Source organism: Pseudomonas sp. PF05 (assembly GCF_056521845.1).
The window spans coordinates 566600-584267 of record NZ_JBWLPW010000002.1 but is presented as its reverse complement, the minus strand read 5'-3'; the positions used below and the strand labels follow the sequence as shown (position 1 = coordinate 584267).

The following is a 17668-nucleotide window of genomic DNA, read 5'->3' as shown; positions in this document are numbered from 1 at the left end:
ACGTCGGGGCTTGCTGGACACGTGTCAGGCAAGCCTCCTGCGAACGGCAGGTGGACCCGTTGAATGTCAGACGGCAACGTCGCTCGACAGCAGGGCTTCAGCCATGCCGGTCATGATGGCGCGCTTGCCGGTAAAGGGTTCGCGACCGTGCACGGCGAGCATGTTGTCGATGAACAACACGTCCCCCTGTTGCCAACTGAATCGCACCAGCGAATCGAGGTAGGCCGCACGCAGCGATTGCAGTACGTGTGGCTCGATCGGTTCGCCATCGCCATAAAAGGTGTTGGTGGGCAGGTCGAGGTCGTTGAAGTTGCTTTGCAGCGAATCGCGGATTCGCTCAGGCAGGGTGCTGATGTGGAAGAACGTGGCGTGGTTGAACCAGACCTCTTCACCGGTGCGCGGGTGGCGCACCACGGCCGGCCCGCGTTGGCGGGTGCGCAGGCGATTGTTGTCTTTCCATTCCACGTCGATGCCGACGCTGGCGCAGTAGGCCTCCACTTCGCGGCGGTCTTCGGACTGGAACACGGTCTGCCATGGCAGGCCGAATCCGTCGCCGTAGTTGCGCACGTACAGCACGCCTTTTTCCCGGAAGCGCGCTTCGATCTGCGGGCTGATCCTCGCCTTTACGGCGCGGGTCGAGCCGATCGGTGTTTCACCACCGGTCTCGGACGGCAGTTGGCAATAGAAGAACAGCCGCAGTGGAAAGCGCGGCGAGTAGGAGTGCTCGTTGTGGGGGAAAATCATCTGGTCGGCCGGGTAGTCGGTCGAGGTGTAGATGTTGCCGCCGACCCGTGTCCGCGGCGAGGCGCGGAACATGTATTCCAGAGCACCGGGGGAGAGGGCGGCGATCACTTGGTCGAACTGCTCGACGGACGCGACGTTGAAGCCGCGAAACAGCAGGGCACCGTACTCCAGCAGTTTCTTTTCCAGCGACGCGCGTTCCCGGGTCGCCCAGGCGATCAGGTCGACGCTACTGACCGCCGGCTCGATCACCAGGGGCAGGGCGTGGTCCGGGCTGAGCAGGCGCTCGGTGACCAACTGTTGTTCCGAGACGTTCATGGCTTTGCGACGCACGGCGCCGAGGGCGCGTGGCGATGGGGGCACGATAGACATAACGGCATCCGACTCGGTTAAAGGGACAAGGAGCGACGTTTGGCTTGCATCATCTGGCTGCGACCGGCCAGCGCCTGTGACTGTTGTCGCTCACGGGCAAAGGCCTGGTCCCAGTTATCGATGCGCTCGGCCAATGCCGGCAGCGGCTCGTCCAACAGGGTGTGTAGCTGTTCCAGCAGGCCCGTCCACAGGTGTTGCAGGCGCAGGGCGCGCTGCTGGTCGAAGTATTCGCCGCGATACTTGAGGGTCGCGGCGAGGCCTTCGCTGCCGTGCACGAGGTCGAGCACCAGGTGGAAATCTCCCGGTGCCTGGGCCACGTCCAGCGCGGACAGTTGCGCGCCGGCAATGGCGGTCGGGGTCACCCGTGACGGTTGATAGTTGAGCTTGACCTGGAACAGCGGCGAGTGACCGGGGCGGCGTTGCGGCGCGAGGGCCGAGACCACCAGGTCGAAAGGCAGGCCTTGATGGGCATAGGCCAGGCGCGATTCATCGCGAACCCGCTCAAGGAAACCGGCCAGGGTCGGTTCGCCACGCAAGTCGCAACGCAGGGTCAACTGGTTGACGAAGAAACCGATGACGTCGTTGTGCTCGGCCAGTGGCCGGCCGCTGACGTCAGTGCCCAACAGAAATTGCTGCTGGCCGCCCAGTTGCTTGAGCACCAGTTGGTAGCTGGCCAGCAACAGCATGAACAAGGTCATGCCTTGCTCGCGGGCCAGTGCTGCCAGCCGTTCGCAGCGGGCCTGGGGCACGCTGAAGTCCAGGCTGTGTTCGCCCGGGGCCTGGCCGCTGCCACCGAGTTCCAATGTTTGCGGCATGCCGGCCAGGTGTGTGCGCCAGAAGTCCTGCTCGGTGGCGATCCGCTGTTCGCTCCAGTACCGGGCTTCCCATTGGGCGAAATCGAGGTATTGCCCCGGCAGCCCTACGTCCGTCGAACCAGCCAGCTCCGCCAGCAGCACTTGCGCCGAACGCCCGTCGAAGGCGATGTGGTGCAGGGTCAGCAGCAGGTCATGCTGTTGCTCATGTCGGCTAAGCAACTGCGCTCGCAGCAACGGGCCGGCTTGCAAATCGACAGGGCTGGCGTGTTCGTGGGCCAGGTGCTCGCTCAGCGCCTGCTGTTGCTGCGCTTCATTCTGTTCACGCAAATCGTGATGGGTCAGCGCTACCGCCGTGGCCGGCAACACCTGTTGCTGCGGGCCATCGACACCGTCGCGATACACCGTGCGCAACACGCCATGGCGCTCGACCAGCGTGTTCAAGCGCAGGGCCAGCGTCTCGATGTCCAGCGGCCCTTGCAAGCGCAGGTGCAGCACCAGGTTGTGGCGGGTGTCGTCCGGGTTCAGTTGACGCAGGAACCACAGGCGACGCTGGGCGAACGACTGATGGCCCTGGTTGAGGTTGGCCTGCTCGGTCGAGGCTTCGGCCGTGGGCGCCGGTTCATTCAGGAAACCTTGCAGGGCCAGCGCCCATTGCCCCAGGGTGGTTTCCCCGAACAAGTCCTGGGTCTCGAGGTTCCAGCCCAGGTCCCGGTGCAGGCGCGCAGCGAAGTCGGCCACGCCGATGGAGTCCAGGCCCTGGCCGATCAGGCTGCGTTCGAAGTGGGCGCACACATACGGGTTGACCGCGTGCAGCGTCTGTTCCAGCCATTGGCGGCAGGCGACTTGGGCCTGTTGCGGCGTTTCGGCCACCAGGTGCTTGAACTGGACAAGGTCAAGGGTCTCGCCGTTCGAGGCCGGGTGCCCACCGCTCTGGGCGATGATGCTCAACGTGCCCGCGGCCAGTTGTTTGCGTGCGCCTTGACGGGCGATCTTGCCGCTGGTGGTCATCGGGATGGTGCCGGCTTGCACCAGGACAATCTGGTCGATGCCACAGTCGGCGGCTTCGCGCACGGCGTTTTGCATCGACGCGAACAGCGCCGGATGATGCGCCGGGTCGACGAACTTGCGCTGCGGCTCGGCGACGATCACCAGTTTCTCGCGGCCCAGTGCCGGGTCCATTTCCGAGAAGGCGGCGATGCGTCCAGTGCGGATGCCCGGCTCGGCGTCGGTGATGGCGAATTCGATGTCGTGGGGATAGAGGTTGCGTCCGTTGAGAATCAGCAGGTCCTTGAGGCGTCCGCAGATCACCACCTGGCCTTCGTGCATGAAGCCCAGGTCGCCGGAGCGCAGGTAATGCTCCGATGAACCGACAATCCGTGCTTCAAAGGCTTCGCGAGTGGCCTCGGGGTTCTTCCAATAGGACTCGGCGTTGCTCGGGCCCTTGAGCCAGACTTCGCCGATGCGGTCGGCAGCGCAACGTTCGAAGGTGTGCGGGTCGACGATGGCGATGCTGTGCAAGGCTTGCGGGTAACCGCAGGCGACGAACTCCACGGCGGCGGCATCGGCCGTCGCCAGGGCCACGCGACCGGTCTCCAGCACGGCCTTGTCCAGGCGCAACACCACTGGCAGCGCATCGGCCGGCGTGGCGCTGACGCACAGGGTCGCTTCGGCCTGGCCATAACCGGGGCTGATGGCCAACGGGTTCAGGCCACACGCGGCAAAGCGCTGGGTGAAGGCTTCCAGAGTGCCGGGGTGGATTGGTTCGGCGCCGTTGATCGCGTGTTTCCAGGCGCTCAGGTCGAGCTGCGCGATCAAGTTGTCGCTGACCACGCGGTTGCACAGGGCATAGGCGAAGTTGGGGGCGAAACTGGCAGTGGCGCGGTAGCGGCTCAGCGCCTGCAACCAGGTCGACGGCGCATTGACGAAGGTCTGGGACGCCATCAGGTAGCACGGCATGCCGCTGTAGAGCGGGGCCAGTAGACCGCCGATCAGGCCCATGTCGTGGTACAGCGGCAGCCAATTGACCATGACGCCGTGCTCGTCGAACGCGTAGGCCTGGCGCATCAGTTCGACGTTGGCGATCAGGTTGCGTTGACGCACCTCGACGCCTTTTGGCGAACCGGTAGAGCCGGAGGTGTATTGCAGGAAGGCCACGGTCGAACCGTCGATGGCCGGGCGCAGCCACTGGCTGGCCGGTGGCGTGCCCAGGTCCTGGACGGTCAGCACCTCGACGCGTCCTTCCACCAGTTCCAGCAAGCCTTCGCAATAATCTGCCGGTGCGAGAATCAGCGCCGGTTCGGCATCCACCACCACGTTGCGGACGCGATCGAGGTGGCGCGGCTTGCGCGACGGTGGCGGAAACAACGGCACGGCAATCAGCCCCGCATACAGGCAGGCACAGAAGGCGCGGGCGTAGTCGAGGCTGCTGGGCAGCATCAACAGCACTCGATCACCCGGGGCATAACGCGCTTGCAGCGCAGCCGCCAGGGCTTGGGATTGGGCGTGCAGTTGGGCAAAGGTCAGGGTTTCGCCGATCTCTACGCCGTCCGGCAGAAAATGCAGGGCCGCGCGCTGAGGGAAGTGCTGGGCGTTGGCTTCCAGCACGTCGATCCAGTGTTCGAATGAAAACATGTGCAATTCACGCCATGGCCACGATGACTTTGCGGTCACCGGTGAAAGGATTGCGACCGTGTGCCACCAGTCGGTTATCGAGCATCAGGATGTCGCCGGGCTGCCAGGGGAAACTGATGGCAGTCTCGCGGTAGACCTCGCGCACGGTGTCGAGCATGTCGTCGGCAATCGGCGAGCCGTCGCCGAAATAGACATGGCGCGGCAGGTTCTCTTCACCCACCGCCGCCAGCAGGCTGGCGCGTACGTTCGGTTCGATGGCCGAGACATGGAACAGGTGCGCCTGGTTGAACCAGACCCACTCACCGGTCTCGGGATGCTGCTGCACGGCGGCGCAACGCTGGCGGGTGCGAAGGTCGCCATCGGCTTTCCATTCCCACTCGATGTCGTTGTCCTGGCAGTAGCGTTCGACCTGGGCGCGGTCCTGGGTGTTGAAGACTTTCTCCCAGGGCAGGTCCAGTGCGCCGCTGTAGTTGCGCACGTAGAGCAACTCACGGCTGGCGAACAGCTCGCGAATCTCGGCAGGCATGCGCTGGTAAATCAGGCGGCTGTCGGCAATCGGGGTCTCGCCGCCGGTCTCACTGGCCTTGATGCAGTGAAACCAGATGCGCGAAGGCCAGGGGCGGGTGTAGGCCTGCTCGTTGTGCAGCGGGATGAATTGATGGGCCGGGTATTCCGTGGAGCTATAGACCCCGGCGAAGACCTTGCTGCGTGGCGTGGAGCCGAATTCGTAACTGGCCAGCGGCGCACCGAAGCTGGCAGCGAAGCGCTTGAAATCGATGGGCGTGGCGACGGTGAAACCGCGAAACAACACGCCGCCAACCGTAGTCAGGGCATGGGCCAGGCTGTCGCGAATCGAAGCGTCCAGATCGTGGATCGACTGCCCCGATGTCCCCTGCACCAGCACGGGTAGCGACTGGGCGCTTGCATCCGTGGGCGCCATTGAAAAAAGCTCGGAACGCCCGTTCAGGTGTTCGATTGAGGTCATCCTTGTGCATCCTCTTTTGTCTTCTTCGACCAGTCACAAGACCATGAAAGCAGGGCAGCGGTCAGCGATGTAGGACTCGTCTGTAATGTATGTAAGGCAATACAAGACGCCATACTAGGTACAAATGAGATAGATTATCAATACTATTTATTTAAATTTTTTTTTGGATTAGACTCCGCTCCGCTGGCGCAAAACAGCCTTCGGCCAGCTCAAAACACCTAAAAATATCTGTCGCAGGGGAGCGGGGCGTGAATTTCAAAAAGAACACAATTGCGTTGGCTGTAGGGTCGGCCATCGGCCTGAGCAACGGTGCTTGGGCGGCCGAAGAAGCCGGCAAGATGGAGATCGCTCCAATCACCGTAACCGGTGAGAAGATCGACCGTACCCTCGAAAAGACCCAGTCCAGCGTGGTGGTGGTCACCGACAAGAACCTGCGTGAACACGGCGACAAGGACCTGGTGGATGTATTTGCCCGCACGCCCGGCGTCTATAGCCAGGCTGGCAATGAGAACTGGGGTATTCGTGGCGTGCCTGTGTCCGGTTTTGACGACCAGGGCCCGGCGGCCCTCAACGGGGCGGTGTCGGTGTATGTCGACGGTGCCGTGCAGCCCAACCGCGCGCTGACCCTCAGCCCGGTCCCGCTCTGGGATGCCGAGCAGGTCGAGGTTTTTCTCGGTCCGCAATCCACCACCCAGGGTCGCAACTCCCTGGCCGGTGCGGTGGTTATCCGAACAAAGAACCCAACCTTCGAACCGAGCTTCTCGGCGCAGACCAGCGTGGGCAACTACGGTGAGCACGGTGCGGCCGTGGCGGGCGGTGGGGCCATCGTGGATGACAAGATCGCCGGGCGTATCGCCGTGGATTATTCCGACGGTGACGGCTACATCCGCAACACCACGCTCGATAAAGACGCCAACCCGCATCGCACCAGCAACGCCCGCGGTAAATTGCTGATCCTGCCCAATGACGACACTGACGTCTTGCTGACTTATGCCCATAACGAACATCGCCAGGGTGACCGCTCGACGATGCGCGGCGCCGATGGCAAGCCGAGCTATTACGACATCGCGTCCAACACCGAGGCCTTCGACAACCTCAAGCAAGACACCCTCAGTGCCAAGGTGGATTACCGCCTGAACGATGCCTGGTCGCTGACGAGCATGACCGCCAATACCAGTACGGACTACAGCAACCGTCTGGACTTTGACCAGAATGCCGTGGACAACGAGGTCGTTCTGCGTAAGCAGGACGGCAACCTGTTCAGTCAGGAGCTGCGTCTGAATTACGACTCGGACACGGTGAAGAGTTTCGTCGGTGCCTACTATGGCCACAACACCAACAACTTCCACGACCGGTTGTTGTTCGATGATGTGCTGGTTCGTACCGTCAAAGGTGATACCAAGATTGAAAACAAGGCGGTGTTCGGTGAAGTCAACTGGACGTTCGCCCCGCGGTGGACCTTGATCACCGGCCTGCGTTACGACCACGAGACAAACGATACCGACATCGAAGCAGATGGCCGCTTCGTGCCCGAGAAAATCAAGAAGTCGTTTGATGCCGTGCTGCCGAAACTCGGCATCGACTACGAACTGGCAACGGACCAGTACCTCGGTTTCACGGTGCAGAAGGGCTATCGCGGTGGCGGTGTCAACCTGCGTTCCGGTAGCGGTCACCAGGCCTACGACCCGGAATACACCACAAACTACGAGCTGTCCTACCGCGGTTCGTTCTTCGACAAGACCCTGCGTACCCGCGCCAACCTGTACTACACCGATTGGAAAGACCAGCAGGTCAGCGTGCGGCAGCCCGGCAGCACCGTCATTGATATCTACAACGCTGGTCGCAGTGAGATCAAGGGCCTGGAAGTCTTCGTCGAAAAAGACATCACCGAACAACTGACCCTGAACGTCGGCGGCGCCATTACCGATAGCAAATACAAGGACTTCGTCGCTGACAATGGTCAGGACAGGAGCGGCGAGGCGTTCCTCTACTCGCCTAAATACAAGGCCTCGGTGGGTGGTGTCTATCGTTTCGACGATCGCCTGATATTCGGTACGGACATTGTCTATCAGAGCACCGCGCCTTCGGAGTACGAGTTCGATTCAAACGGCAAAGTCACTGGTGAGCGTAAGAGCGACGCCTATGTGCTGGTGAATTTCAACACCGAGTACAAAGTCACCAAGAACGTCGCAGTGTCCGCCTACGTGAAGAATGCGTTCGACAAGGAGTACGTCACCAACAATCGCAACGACGACATCATCGACGTCGGCGCACCGCGCACGGTGGGGATGATCCTGCGCTACGACATGTAAACCCACGGGCGCGGGGAGGCAATCTCCCCGCGTCTGTCCTGCAACGTTTCGGATGTTTGTTTCCAGGCTGTTTGTTCCCTTCCAAACCCAGCCTCCATGGAGGAAATCATGAGTGCTTTTTCGAATGCCACAGCGGGTGGCGCGCAACAGCTACGCCTGTTGCACACCGGTCTGTCGAATCCTTACTGCCTCGATTCGACACCGCTGCTGGAACGTCAGCAACAGCAGGAATCCAACGCCCGCAGTTACCCGCGACGCATTCCCCTGGTGCTTGAAAGGGCCCATGGCATTTATGTGCAGGACAGCCGAGGGCAAGTGTTCGTCGATTGCCTGGCCGGTGCCGGGACCCTCGCGTTGGGGCACAACCATCCGGTGATCATCGAAGCCATCACCCAGGTCATGGCGGCTGGTGTGCCGATGCATACCCTGGACCTCATGACACCTGTAAAGGACGCCTTCGTCCAAGAGATTTTCGCTTGCCTGCCCAGCGAGTTCGCTCGCCATGCACGCATCCAGTTCTGCGGCCCGAGCGGGGCCGATGCGGTGGAAGCCGCCCTCAAGTTGACCCGTACCGCCACGGGGCGGCATTCGGTCCTGGCGTTCGAAGGGGCCTATCACGGTATGACCCTGGGCACGCTGGCCATCAGCGGCAACCTGTCGCCGAAGAATGCCCTCGGCGCGTTGATGCCAGGCGTGCAGCGCCTGCCGTTCCCCCACGATTATCGTTGCCCGTTCGGGGTGGCCGGCGATCAGGCGGTCACGTTGAACGTGCGCTACCTCGAGCACTTGCTCAACGACCCGGAAAGCGGGGTGACCGCACCGGCGGCAATGATCCTGGAGTCGATCCAGGGCGAGGGCGGGGTGATTGCCGCGCCGGACCGCTGGCTACAGGAACTGCGCCGGTTGACCCAGGCCCACGGCATTCCGCTGATCGTCGACGAGATCCAGTGCGGCATTGCCCGCAGCGGGCGGATGTTCGGCTTCGAGCAATCGGGCATCACGCCGGATGTCATCACCCTGTCCAAGGCCATCGGTGGCGGGTTGCCGTTGTCGGTGATGGTCTACCACGAGTCGCTGGACGTCTGGCAGCCGGGTGCCCACGCCGGCACGTTCCGCGGCAATCAACTGGCGATGGCGGCGGGTACCGCGACCTTGCGTTTTATCCGCGATCAAGGTCTGGTCCAGCACGCCGAAACGGTGGGCGCCCACCTGCAAAAACAATTGCAGGCGCTGCAAAACGAGTTCGCCTGGATCGGCGATGTGCGTGGGCGCGGCCTGATGCTCGGCATGGAAATCGTCGACCCGCAAGGCACCCCAGACGTACAGGGCCATCCGCCCGTGGACACGGCCCGGGCCAAGGCGTTCCAGCAGGCTTGCCTGAAGCACGGCTTGATCGTTGAACTGGGCGGACGCCACGGCGCAACCGTACGCTTCCTGCCGCCGCTGATCATCACCGAACAGGAAATCGATTTCGTCGCAAAAATCCTGTTCCAGGCCGCGAGCACAATCAACGAGCGCCCCGCAGGCTGATCATCCAGGTCCGGACCGCATCCGGACACAACACCAAACCCTGTGACAGCTACTCAAGCACTGGCGTGAGTCAGCCCGGTCAAGGTGTCCGCGATAGCCTTCGTGCGTTGTGCCGTGCCTTCGGTGGTGCGGCTCGAGTCTTCCAGGGCATCGAGCATCTCGCGCAGGGCGCTGACGGCGACGGACTGGTCTTCGATCTGTTGGGCGACGCCTTGGATCTCCGTCGAGAGCAGGTCAATGTCCACGCCGATTTCCGCGGCATTCTTGCGGGTGATTTCCGCGAGCTTGCGGACCTCATCAGCCACCACCGCAAACCCTCTGCCCATCTCACCGGCCCGCGCTGCTTCGATGGCCGCGTTAAGGGCCAACAGGTTGGTCTGCCCGGCGATTTGCTGGATGACCTGTACGATCGACTGAATACGCAAGCTCGAACTGGCGAGCGCACGGGCGCCGACCACTGCTTCACCCGCTTGGGTGGCAAGCTGTTCGACGGTCGTACCGGCCTGCTCGGCGACGCTGTTTTGCCGGTCGATCGTGCCCGTCAGGTCATCCATCGACAGGTGCAGTTCGCCAGAGTAGTGCTTGATTTGCGTCGCCATCAGCGCTTGCTGCTGGCTGGCCTGGGCCAATACCTGACCCAGGTCTGTCAGGCCGTCAAACACCGGCAGGATGGTGTTGTCCAGGCCGCGCGTGTCCAGGGCGCTGCTGAAGTCATTCATCTTGAACGCCATGATCTGCTTGACCACGACATGGTTCAGGCCCGCCAGCTTCTTGATCTGGCGGCGCAGGAAAAACGCCTTGAACTCGCCGTAGTGAGCGATGAAGTTGTCGACGTACTCATCGACAAAACGGGCGCCCTTGTTGACCCTGAAGAAGAAAATCGCCGTGAGTGTCTGGTTAAGGTTCAAACCGAGGATTTCACCAAACGTCGAGAAACCGGCCAGAGGCACATCCCCGAAAATACCGGCCATGCTGCCCAGGTCGCTGCTGTTGTTGAGCCGGCGCAGGATGCAGTCGTTGAGAATAGCGGCCACCGGACGACCGCCTTTGCCCTTGAGGAATTTCTCGTAGTCGAGTCGGGTCGCCTCGCGAAGGGGCGTGCGCTTGACCATCACCAGCTCTTCGCCGGGCGCCACGTCGCAGAACAACTGGATGATCTGCTGCTGATAGTCGATACGGGCAATGGAGCGCACGAACAGTTCATCGCCCACGCGAATGGCGAATGAATAATCGGCCAGCTTCTTTTCCAGCGCCTGGGCACTGCACTCGAATGCATCGCACAATGCCTGGACCATGCTCTTGATGTTCCCCCGGCTGTCGATGACCTGGTCGATGGTGCGGTCCTCGACCGACGCGGTCAGCACGCTGAACGTCAGCCCAGCCGGTTGGAAGTTCTGACTCTTGAACACTCCGAAGCGCACATCCGCCGCGGTTTTCAGAAAGACAATCTGCGCGTGGTTCTGATAACTGCGCTGCCCATCACTGATGAGGGTCTTTTTGAAGTCCGCCTTGCCACCGGCCGAGCCGCCGACGAACAGGCACGGAAAACGTCCCGACTCATAGAGCGCCTCCATAAAGAACGACTCGGAAGCCGAAAGACCATCGAACACCACGTAGGCCAAGGTATCGCGATGGTCAATCGGCGTGCTCACTTGCGCCTGCTTGATGTTAGTCACCAACCTGGCGATTCGCTCACGCATGGCCAAGCGCTTGCCGCCACCGCGAATGTCCTCGCACTCCAGCGGCACCATCACCACCTCGGCCGACACAATCACACTGGCATCAAACAGCTGCAGCACCACCCGATCCCAGGTCTCGCCGGTCTGGCAATACAGCGTGTTCGCATCGTTGCACAACTCACCTGACGTCGTGCACAGGCTGATGGCGCAGTGGGCAAAGCGCTTCTTGACCTTGGCGGCGACCTGGTCGATGTCCAGGTGCGGGGAGACGAACCCGGTGACCAACACTGGGGTGATACGTACGTTGGCCAGCGCCTGGTCCAGTTCAGCAGAGGTGCAGGCCACGCTGACAGCCCCTTGAGTGCGGGCTTGGGCTGTGTTGAAGAGGTTCAGTAGGTTCATGGCTGGACTCGGTTGAGCGCGACGAGACGCGTACGAGGTATGCGGGCGGAGTTCTTTCTCTGTCGCGGTCACGGCTGGGGGCTTGTATGGGCGTGAGCTTGTGCTATTTGCGGGGGCCACACACAGGGGCTTTTGGTTGGGGTTCACTCCGCCTGTTGATCAGCGACTTTCGTATAGGCCTCAGGAGAAGCCTATGAAAAAAATCAACTCCATGACGCCTGGACGGCAAAGCGACACCCGCTATGCTATCGACGATGGCGTCTTGCCATTTACTCCGCCCACCACAACCTCAGGTGCGAGACGAGAACCTGCCCGTCATCGCCCTTTGCAGAGACAATCCATGAATACATACAAAGCCATGTCCGGATTTGCCTGGGGTGTTTTGTTAGGTTGCATCGGCCAGGCCAACGCTTTTCAGCTCTCGCCGGATGGCACCTTGGCTGAGCGGGAGATGGCCAAGAAGTACGGGGTGTCCTATAAGGCGACGGTGCCGTTCGCCAGCTTTGCGCTGCATAATTTTTCCGATCCTGCCCATGAGGCGCTGACGCAGAAGATCTATGGGTGCGACGGGGACTGGCAGGATTGCAGCAACCCCAATCTGGAAAATGCCGGCGCCTACATCATTGCCGGGGTTCGCTGGAACGATGATCCGGTGTTCATGCCGGGTGCGGAAGATGCCAAGACCAAGGGCTGCAATGGACGTTATTCGGTTGGCTTTATCTCGCAGACTCGGTGCTGGGTAAATCTCTTCGAGAAAGCGGAGGGCAAAAGTGCTTCTGAGCCGATGGCGTTCATGGGGGCGGGGAACTACATTTCTCGTTCGCATTTCGGCGACCTGCAGTTCTTGCATGCAATGGCTTCCCAAGAGGGCGCCACGCCGGAGCAGACCAAGCGTGAAATCATGATGTGGGCCGAGTTTGCCTGGGGTGTTGCCGATGGAACCTATCCCATCAATACCTATTTGAAAGACATCAAGATCGAAGGTTGGGAACAGCATTTCAATAACGGGCAGACCGTACAGGATCTTTTTGCGGTCGGGCGTCCATGGCTGCGGGCGAATGTGAACCAGGTGGCGTTTGGCAGCTTGCTTCACCTTGTCCAGGACAGTTTCGCCGGGGGGCATGCGCAGCGGCGTGAAGAGGTACTGGGTGACAAGTGCATGGGCGGTGCCGACGCTGTGCTGGGGCGGATCGAAGAGTTTCATTCTTATGCCCGGCAGGATCATGCCAAGCACAAGGACGATGACGCCAGTTCAGTGGCCAGGATCATGTTGATGGGCCATGAACCGGATGTCGTGGATGCGGGCAAGAAACTGAGGGGATTTATCGCCGATCGCAGGAAATGGGCGGATGTCAGGCCATATCTGGATGAGTGTGTTTTTGCGCTGGCCAATGAAACGACTCCGGCGTCGGCGGGTGATGGATATAAGCTGCAGGCCAACCGCTGAACACCTGATGAAAAACGGGTGGGAGCTTGCTCGCATTGACGTCGGCATATTCAGCATCGGTGCAAGCTGATCCACCGCCTTCGCGAGCAAGCCCGCTCCCACAGTAGCCACAGAACGATGTGCCTTGCCTGCCCGCCGGCCGTCCGTTGACATTCGGCCTTCCTCGACCATCATTAAGTGCCTCCAGAGTCATCACTCCTCCAGGGGCACGATCATGGCGCAAACGGACATTCTCGTTGTGGGAGCCGGCCCTACTGGATTGGTCCTGGCTTTATGGCTGACCCGGCAGGGGCTTGCTGTCAGGATTGTCGACAAGAGCCGCGGGCCGGGGGAAACCTCGCGGGCCATGGCCGTCCAGGCCCGCACACTTGAGCTGTATCGCCAGCTCGGCATGGCCGGTGCGGTCATCGAGGCCGGGTACAAAACCCCAGCCATGAACCTGTGGGCCCGGGGGAAACGCAAGGCGCGGATTCCTCTGGTGGACGCTGGCGGGGATGTATCGCCTTATCCTTTTGTCCTCATATACCCCCAGGATCGTCATGAGCGGCTGTTGGTCGAGCAGCTTCAGGCCCTGGGCGTCGAAGTCGAGCGGCAGACCGAACTGCTGTCCTTCGAGGACCGTGGCGACCACGTTGCCGCGCGCTTGAAACACGCCGATGGTCGCGAAGAAACGCTGACGGCCGCTTACCTCGCAGGATGCGATGGCGCGCATTCGCTCGTGCGTCATCAGGTGGGAAGCGGTTTCGAGGGCGGCACCTATAAGCAGTTGTTCTACGTGGCGGACGTGTCTGCCAGCGGTTTCGAGCCTGCGGATGAGGCCCATGTCGCTTTTGATAAATCCGAATTCGTGTTGGCGTTTTTCTATGGCGAAACGGATCAATATCGCCTGATCGGGACGGTTCGTGATGAGCGTGCAGAACATCCAGAGACGCTGACGTTCGAGGACGTTGGCCATGACGCGATCAACGGCCTGAACATCAGGATCAGTCATGTGAATTGGTTTTCCACTTACCGGGTCCATCATCGCGTCACGGATCAGTTCCGCTGGGGCAGGGCGTTTTTGCTGGGAGACGCTGCGCACGTCCACAGCCCGGCCGGTGGTCAAGGCATGAACACCGGCATCCTGGACGCGATCAATCTGGCCTGGAAACTGGCGTCGGTCGTGAAGGGACAGGCCCCCGACACGTTACTCGACAGCTACCAGGCCGAACGCCAGGCGTTTGCGCAAAAACTGGTGGAAACGACGGACCGGCTGTTCACCTTTGCAACCGCCCAAGGCAATTTTGCCGACTTCGTGCGCACGCGCATCGCACCGCTTTTTGCCAGCGTTGCCTATAAAAGCGAGAACGTGCGCGAGTACCTGTTCCGGATAGTGTCCCAAACCACCTTGAATTATCACCAGAGCCCGTTGAGTGCCGGCAAGGCGGGTGACGTGCTGGGCGGTGACCGTTTGCCCTGGGTGCCGGTGCCGGGCGCCGACAACTACGAACCGCTCGCATCCATCGGCTGGCAGGTGCATGTCTACGGTGAGGCCCGGGCGGAGCTGCAAGACTGGAGCCGCCAGCACCAGATCCCCCTGCACACGTTCACCTGGCAGGATGAGCATCACAAAGCCGGGTTGTGTCGGGACGCCGCGTATCTGCTGCGTCCCGATACCTACGTCGCCCTGGCGGATCCCCAAGCGTCTGCGGCAACGTTGAGCCGGTATTTCAGCGACCGGGGCCTGACGCTGCCGGCTTGAGCGCGCCAGGTTTGGCGATTCGCCCTCAGCCCAGATCCCCAGCCTCATGCCGCTCCGGCACCTGGCTCGCTTCATCCCCCCACGTGCGGTTGACCCGCTGCCCGCGCTGGACGGCCGGTCGCTTGGCGATCTCTTCGGCCCAGCGCTGCACATGGGTGTACTCGTGAGCACTCAGGAATTCGGCGGCGCCGTACACGTTGTTACGCACCAGTTGGCCATACCAGGGCCAGACTGCAATGTCGGCGATGGTGTAGTCATCGCCTGCCAGGTATTGGCTTTCGCCAAGGCGGCGATCCAGTACGTCGAGTTGACGCTTGGCCTCCATGGTGAAGCGATTGATCGGGTATTCGAATTTCTCCGGCGCATACGCGTAGAAATGCCCGAAACCACCGCCCAGGTACGGCGCAGAGCCCATCTGCCAGAACAGCCAGTTCAGTGTTTCGGTGCGGCCTGCCGGGTCGGTGGGCAGGAAGGCGCCGAATTTTTCCGCCAGGTACAGCAGGATCGAACCGGACTCGAACACACGGATGGCAGGTTCCACGCTGCGGTCCAGCAGGGCCGGGATCTTGGAGTTGGGGTTGACCTCGACAAAACCGCTGGAGAACTGGTCACCCTCGCTGATGCGGATCAGCCAGGCGTCGTACTCCGCGCCCGTATGACCCTGTGCCAGCAGTTCCTCCAGCAGGATGGTCACCTTCACGCCATTGGGCGTGGCCAGGGAATAGAGCTGCAACGGGTGTTTGCCAACCGGCAAGGCTTTGTCGTGGGTCGGCCCGGCGACAGGGCGGTTGATGCTGGCGAACTGGCCGCCAGACGGGGCGTCGTTTTTCCAGACCTTGGGCGGAACGTAGGACGCTTGGCTCATCGGGACATACCTCATCGTTTGCTTGTGGTGTGATCCCCAGAGTCTACCGCTGTTCGTTCATGATCCGCGCCACTTCACCGGAAGCCTTGAGCTGATCGAAAGCGCGCTGGGCCTTGGCGACGACTTCGTCAGGCGTGCTCAGGCTGAACGCCAGGTGGACCCTGTGGGGTTGCTCGTCGAGGGTATAGACCTCTTCCAGGGAAGTGAAATCGACTTGGGCATCCTTGCTCAGCAGGCGCGCGGTGTTCTCTGGCATCGGCAACAGCTGGACCTGGCGATTCAGCAGCTTTTGAAAGTTGTCGTGGTTGTTGGCCGAGCTGACCAGCCGGGTAAACCCACGCTGTTGCAGGTAGATCTGCTTGGCGTCGTTTCGCACCACGCCGATGCTGTACTGCCTGGCGTCCTCGAGGTTGTTGACGGTGATGCCTTCACTGTCGCGCATCTTGTAGAGCCGGCTCGCCACCCGGTGTATTTCCCCGACCCATTTGAACAAATGCTCGCGGGCCGGGGTACGGTCCAACGGGAAAATCAGCACGTTAGGCTCATGCAGGGCCTTTTCGTAGGCCCGGGCCCACGGGTACAGCGACAGGCTGTAGTCGGTCAGATGCGCGCCTCTCAACGTTTCTTCGGCGATGCGAATACCCGGCCCGACGACCTTGTCATCACGCTGGTAGGCATAGAGGGAATCTTCGGTCACGACTTCGATCGCCTCGGCGTGGCTTTGCAGGCTGATCGAGGTGAGGAGCAAGCACGAGCAGAGTATCAGGCGATAGTGCATAGACAGACCTCATGGCATGCGATGGTTTACAGGGCGACGCAGTCGCGCCCCTGGTGTTTGGCCCGGTACAGCGCCTGGTCGGCGCGTTGCAGCAGTTGATCGAAATGGTCCATGGTTTCCGGGTCCAGCTCGGCAACGCCGATGCTTACAGTGACAAACGGCGATACCTTGGAACCGCTGTGGGGCAGTTCACGTTCGGCCAGGCTTGTACGAAAACGTTGGGCGGCCTCGCAGGCCTGGGCGGCGTCGATGTTGGGCAGGACCACGACGAACTCTTCGCCGCCGACGCGCGCAGTCAGTTCGCCAGAGCGGCCGAACACGCTGCGCAGGGTCTCGGCGATCTCCTTCAAGCACAGGTCGCCTTGCATGTGGCCGTAGGTGTCGTTGTAGATCTTGAAGAAATCCACATCGCACATGAGCACGGCCAGCGGGGTCTTGTGGCGGATCGCCCGGCGAAACTCGATGTCCTTCAACTCGTCGAAATAGCGACGGTTGGCCAGCCCCGTCAAATCATCGTGACGTGACAGTGCTTCAAGGGCCTGGTTGGCCGCCTTCAATTCTGCGGTGCGGGCCTCGACCAGTTCGGCCATTTGGTCGCGGCTGGCGGCAAGGGCCAGTTCGTCCGAGTGCTGGCGCTCCAAATGGGCGCGCAGATTGTCCTGGAGTGTATTGACCTGGAATTCGAGCAGGCTCAGCTCGTCCTGGCGCTGCACCGCCCGTTGCAGCTTGAGGTGATGCTTGAGGGTTTGCGGCACCAGTTCGCCCAGGTGCCGGGCGATGTGCACCACATGCACGGTCACCAGGCGGTTGAACACGGTCATGATCAACCCGGCCAGCAGCAAGGACTGGATGAGCTGGGTGATGACGATGCTGCGTGCTTCGTCCCAGAGGCGTTCCCAAAGCAGGTTGTTGTCGCCTTCGATGGTCAGCTCGCCGACTTTTTCATGGGCCCCGGCGTAGGGCTGTGCGATGAGCTCGCGGTGCAGCACCGGCACCACGCCGGATTGATCGACGGCGTATCGATTGAGTTCGATGACTTCAGGCGCTTGCCCGGGACGCAGGATGTTCAACACCAGGCGTCCCACGGGCGCTGCCATGGCGACGCTGGTGATTTGCTGGTCGAGGGATTCACGGTCCAGTTCCCAAATGGCATGGGCCAGGGTGTTCTGGAACACCTGGTCGATCAGGGCCAGCTCCGAATTCATTTCCGCCAGGTTGTTTTCCCAGGCCAACCAGGTACGCCAGGTGACCATCGCCAGGGTAAAGAGCAGGCAGAACAACAGCGTTGCCAGCACCAGGCGGCGTCCTAGGGAGCTGAACGCCTTGGTCTGTGGTTGTAAGGAGGACGCCGTACGAAAATTGGCATCCAT

11 protein-coding genes and 1 pseudogene are annotated in these 17668 nt (G+C 61.4%); 4 read left to right on the top strand and 8 right to left on the bottom strand.

Annotation, left to right across the window (positions count from 1 at the left end):
* Positions 1-66 precede the first annotated feature (66 nt).
* Genes AC09SL_RS07660 through AC09SL_RS07650 form a run of 3 tightly spaced genes read right to left on the bottom strand, consistent with a single transcriptional unit; the run spans position 67 to position 5544 of the window.
* Positions 67-1113, bottom strand: a complete 1047-nt coding sequence (locus tag AC09SL_RS07660) for a TauD/TfdA family dioxygenase (protein ID WP_058545445.1) — start codon at positions 1111-1113, stop codon at positions 67-69.
* Positions 1114-1130: 17 nt separating this feature from the next.
* On the bottom strand, positions 1131-4559 hold the full coding sequence (locus AC09SL_RS07655) for a condensation domain-containing protein (RefSeq protein ID WP_479571940.1): 3429 nt from the start codon (positions 4557-4559) through the stop codon (positions 1131-1133).
* A 7-nt stretch (positions 4560-4566) separates the two neighbouring features.
* The gene (locus AC09SL_RS07650) at positions 4567-5544 is read right to left on the bottom strand and encodes a TauD/TfdA family dioxygenase (RefSeq protein WP_081264403.1); all 978 of its coding nucleotides are present in this window, start codon (positions 5542-5544) and stop codon (positions 4567-4569) included.
* A gap of 248 nt (positions 5545-5792) precedes the next feature.
* On the opposite strand from AC09SL_RS07650, the gene AC09SL_RS07645 reads away from it, so the two are divergent.
* The gene (locus tag AC09SL_RS07645) at positions 5793-7856 is read left to right on the top strand and encodes a TonB-dependent receptor (RefSeq protein ID WP_058545444.1); all 2064 of its coding nucleotides are present in this window, start codon (positions 5793-5795) and stop codon (positions 7854-7856) included.
* A gap of 108 nt (positions 7857-7964) precedes the next feature.
* Positions 7965-9386: a diaminobutyrate--2-oxoglutarate transaminase gene (locus tag AC09SL_RS07640; RefSeq protein ID WP_081264404.1), complete on the top strand. Its 1422-nt coding sequence runs from the start codon at positions 7965-7967 to the stop codon at positions 9384-9386.
* Between the two features lie 53 nt (positions 9387-9439).
* On the opposite strand, the gene AC09SL_RS07635 is transcribed toward AC09SL_RS07640, so the two are convergent.
* Both AC09SL_RS07635 and AC09SL_RS07630 read right to left on the bottom strand, forming a co-directional pair.
* Positions 9440-9940 (bottom strand): methyl-accepting chemotaxis protein, encoded by a 501-nt coding sequence (locus tag AC09SL_RS07635; RefSeq protein ID WP_223471818.1) that lies wholly within the window; start codon positions 9938-9940, stop codon positions 9440-9442.
* A 372-nt stretch (positions 9941-10312) separates the two neighbouring features.
* Positions 10313-11467 (bottom strand): annotated as a pseudogene (locus tag AC09SL_RS07630) (FIST signal transduction protein); the annotation flags it as partial.
* Between the two features lie 193 nt (positions 11468-11660).
* Between AC09SL_RS07630 and AC09SL_RS07625 the strand changes: the two are divergent.
* Complete coding sequence (locus AC09SL_RS07625) at positions 11661-12914, top strand: hypothetical protein (RefSeq protein ID WP_226921110.1); 1254 nt, start codon at positions 11661-11663, stop codon at positions 12912-12914.
* Positions 12915-13128: 214 nt separating this feature from the next.
* The gene (locus AC09SL_RS07620) at positions 13129-14655 is read left to right on the top strand and encodes an FAD-dependent monooxygenase (protein ID WP_058545441.1); all 1527 of its coding nucleotides are present in this window, start codon (positions 13129-13131) and stop codon (positions 14653-14655) included.
* 25 nt (positions 14656-14680) lie between these two features.
* Here the strand turns inward: AC09SL_RS07620 and yghU are convergent, their stop codons facing one another.
* Genes yghU through AC09SL_RS07605 form a run of 3 tightly spaced genes read right to left on the bottom strand, consistent with a single transcriptional unit; the run spans position 14681 to position 17668 of the window.
* On the bottom strand, positions 14681-15520 hold the full coding sequence (yghU, locus tag AC09SL_RS07615) for a glutathione-dependent disulfide-bond oxidoreductase (RefSeq protein WP_058545440.1): 840 nt from the start codon (positions 15518-15520) through the stop codon (positions 14681-14683).
* Positions 15521-15563: 43 nt separating this feature from the next.
* A complete protein-coding gene (locus tag AC09SL_RS07610) occupies positions 15564-16298 on the bottom strand; it encodes a substrate-binding periplasmic protein (RefSeq protein WP_058545439.1) in 735 nt (244 codons plus the stop codon).
* Positions 16299-16324: 26 nt separating this feature from the next.
* Positions 16325-17668, bottom strand: a complete 1344-nt coding sequence (locus tag AC09SL_RS07605) for a diguanylate cyclase (RefSeq protein ID WP_058545438.1) — start codon at positions 17666-17668, stop codon at positions 16325-16327.

Bases quoted from the DNA above. Each gene is read 5' to 3' on its own strand.
- AC09SL_RS07660 (WP_058545445.1), bottom strand. From the start codon at position 1,113: ATGTCTATCGTGCCCCCATCGCCACGCGCCCTCGGCGCCGTGCGTCGC.
- AC09SL_RS07655 (WP_479571940.1), bottom strand. From the start codon at position 4,559: ATGTTTTCATTCGAACACTGGATCGACGTGCTGGAAGCCAACGCCCAG.
- AC09SL_RS07650 (WP_081264403.1), bottom strand. From the start codon at position 5,544: ATGACCTCAATCGAACACCTGAACGGGCGTTCCGAGCTTTTTTCAATG.
- AC09SL_RS07640 (WP_081264404.1), top strand. From the start codon at position 7,965: ATGAGTGCTTTTTCGAATGCCACAGCGGGTGGCGCGCAACAGCTACGC.
- AC09SL_RS07635 (WP_223471818.1), bottom strand. From the start codon at position 9,940: ATGGATGACCTGACGGGCACGATCGACCGGCAAAACAGCGTCGCCGAG.
- AC09SL_RS07625 (WP_226921110.1), top strand. From the start codon at position 11,661: ATGAAAAAAATCAACTCCATGACGCCTGGACGGCAAAGCGACACCCGC.
- AC09SL_RS07620 (WP_058545441.1), top strand. From the start codon at position 13,129: ATGGCGCAAACGGACATTCTCGTTGTGGGAGCCGGCCCTACTGGATTG.
- yghU (WP_058545440.1), bottom strand. From the start codon at position 15,520: ATGAGCCAAGCGTCCTACGTTCCGCCCAAGGTCTGGAAAAACGACGCC.
- AC09SL_RS07610 (WP_058545439.1), bottom strand. From the start codon at position 16,298: ATGCACTATCGCCTGATACTCTGCTCGTGCTTGCTCCTCACCTCGATC.
- AC09SL_RS07605 (WP_058545438.1), bottom strand. From the start codon at position 17,668: ATGGATGCCAATTTTCGTACGGCGTCCTCCTTACAACCACAGACCAAG.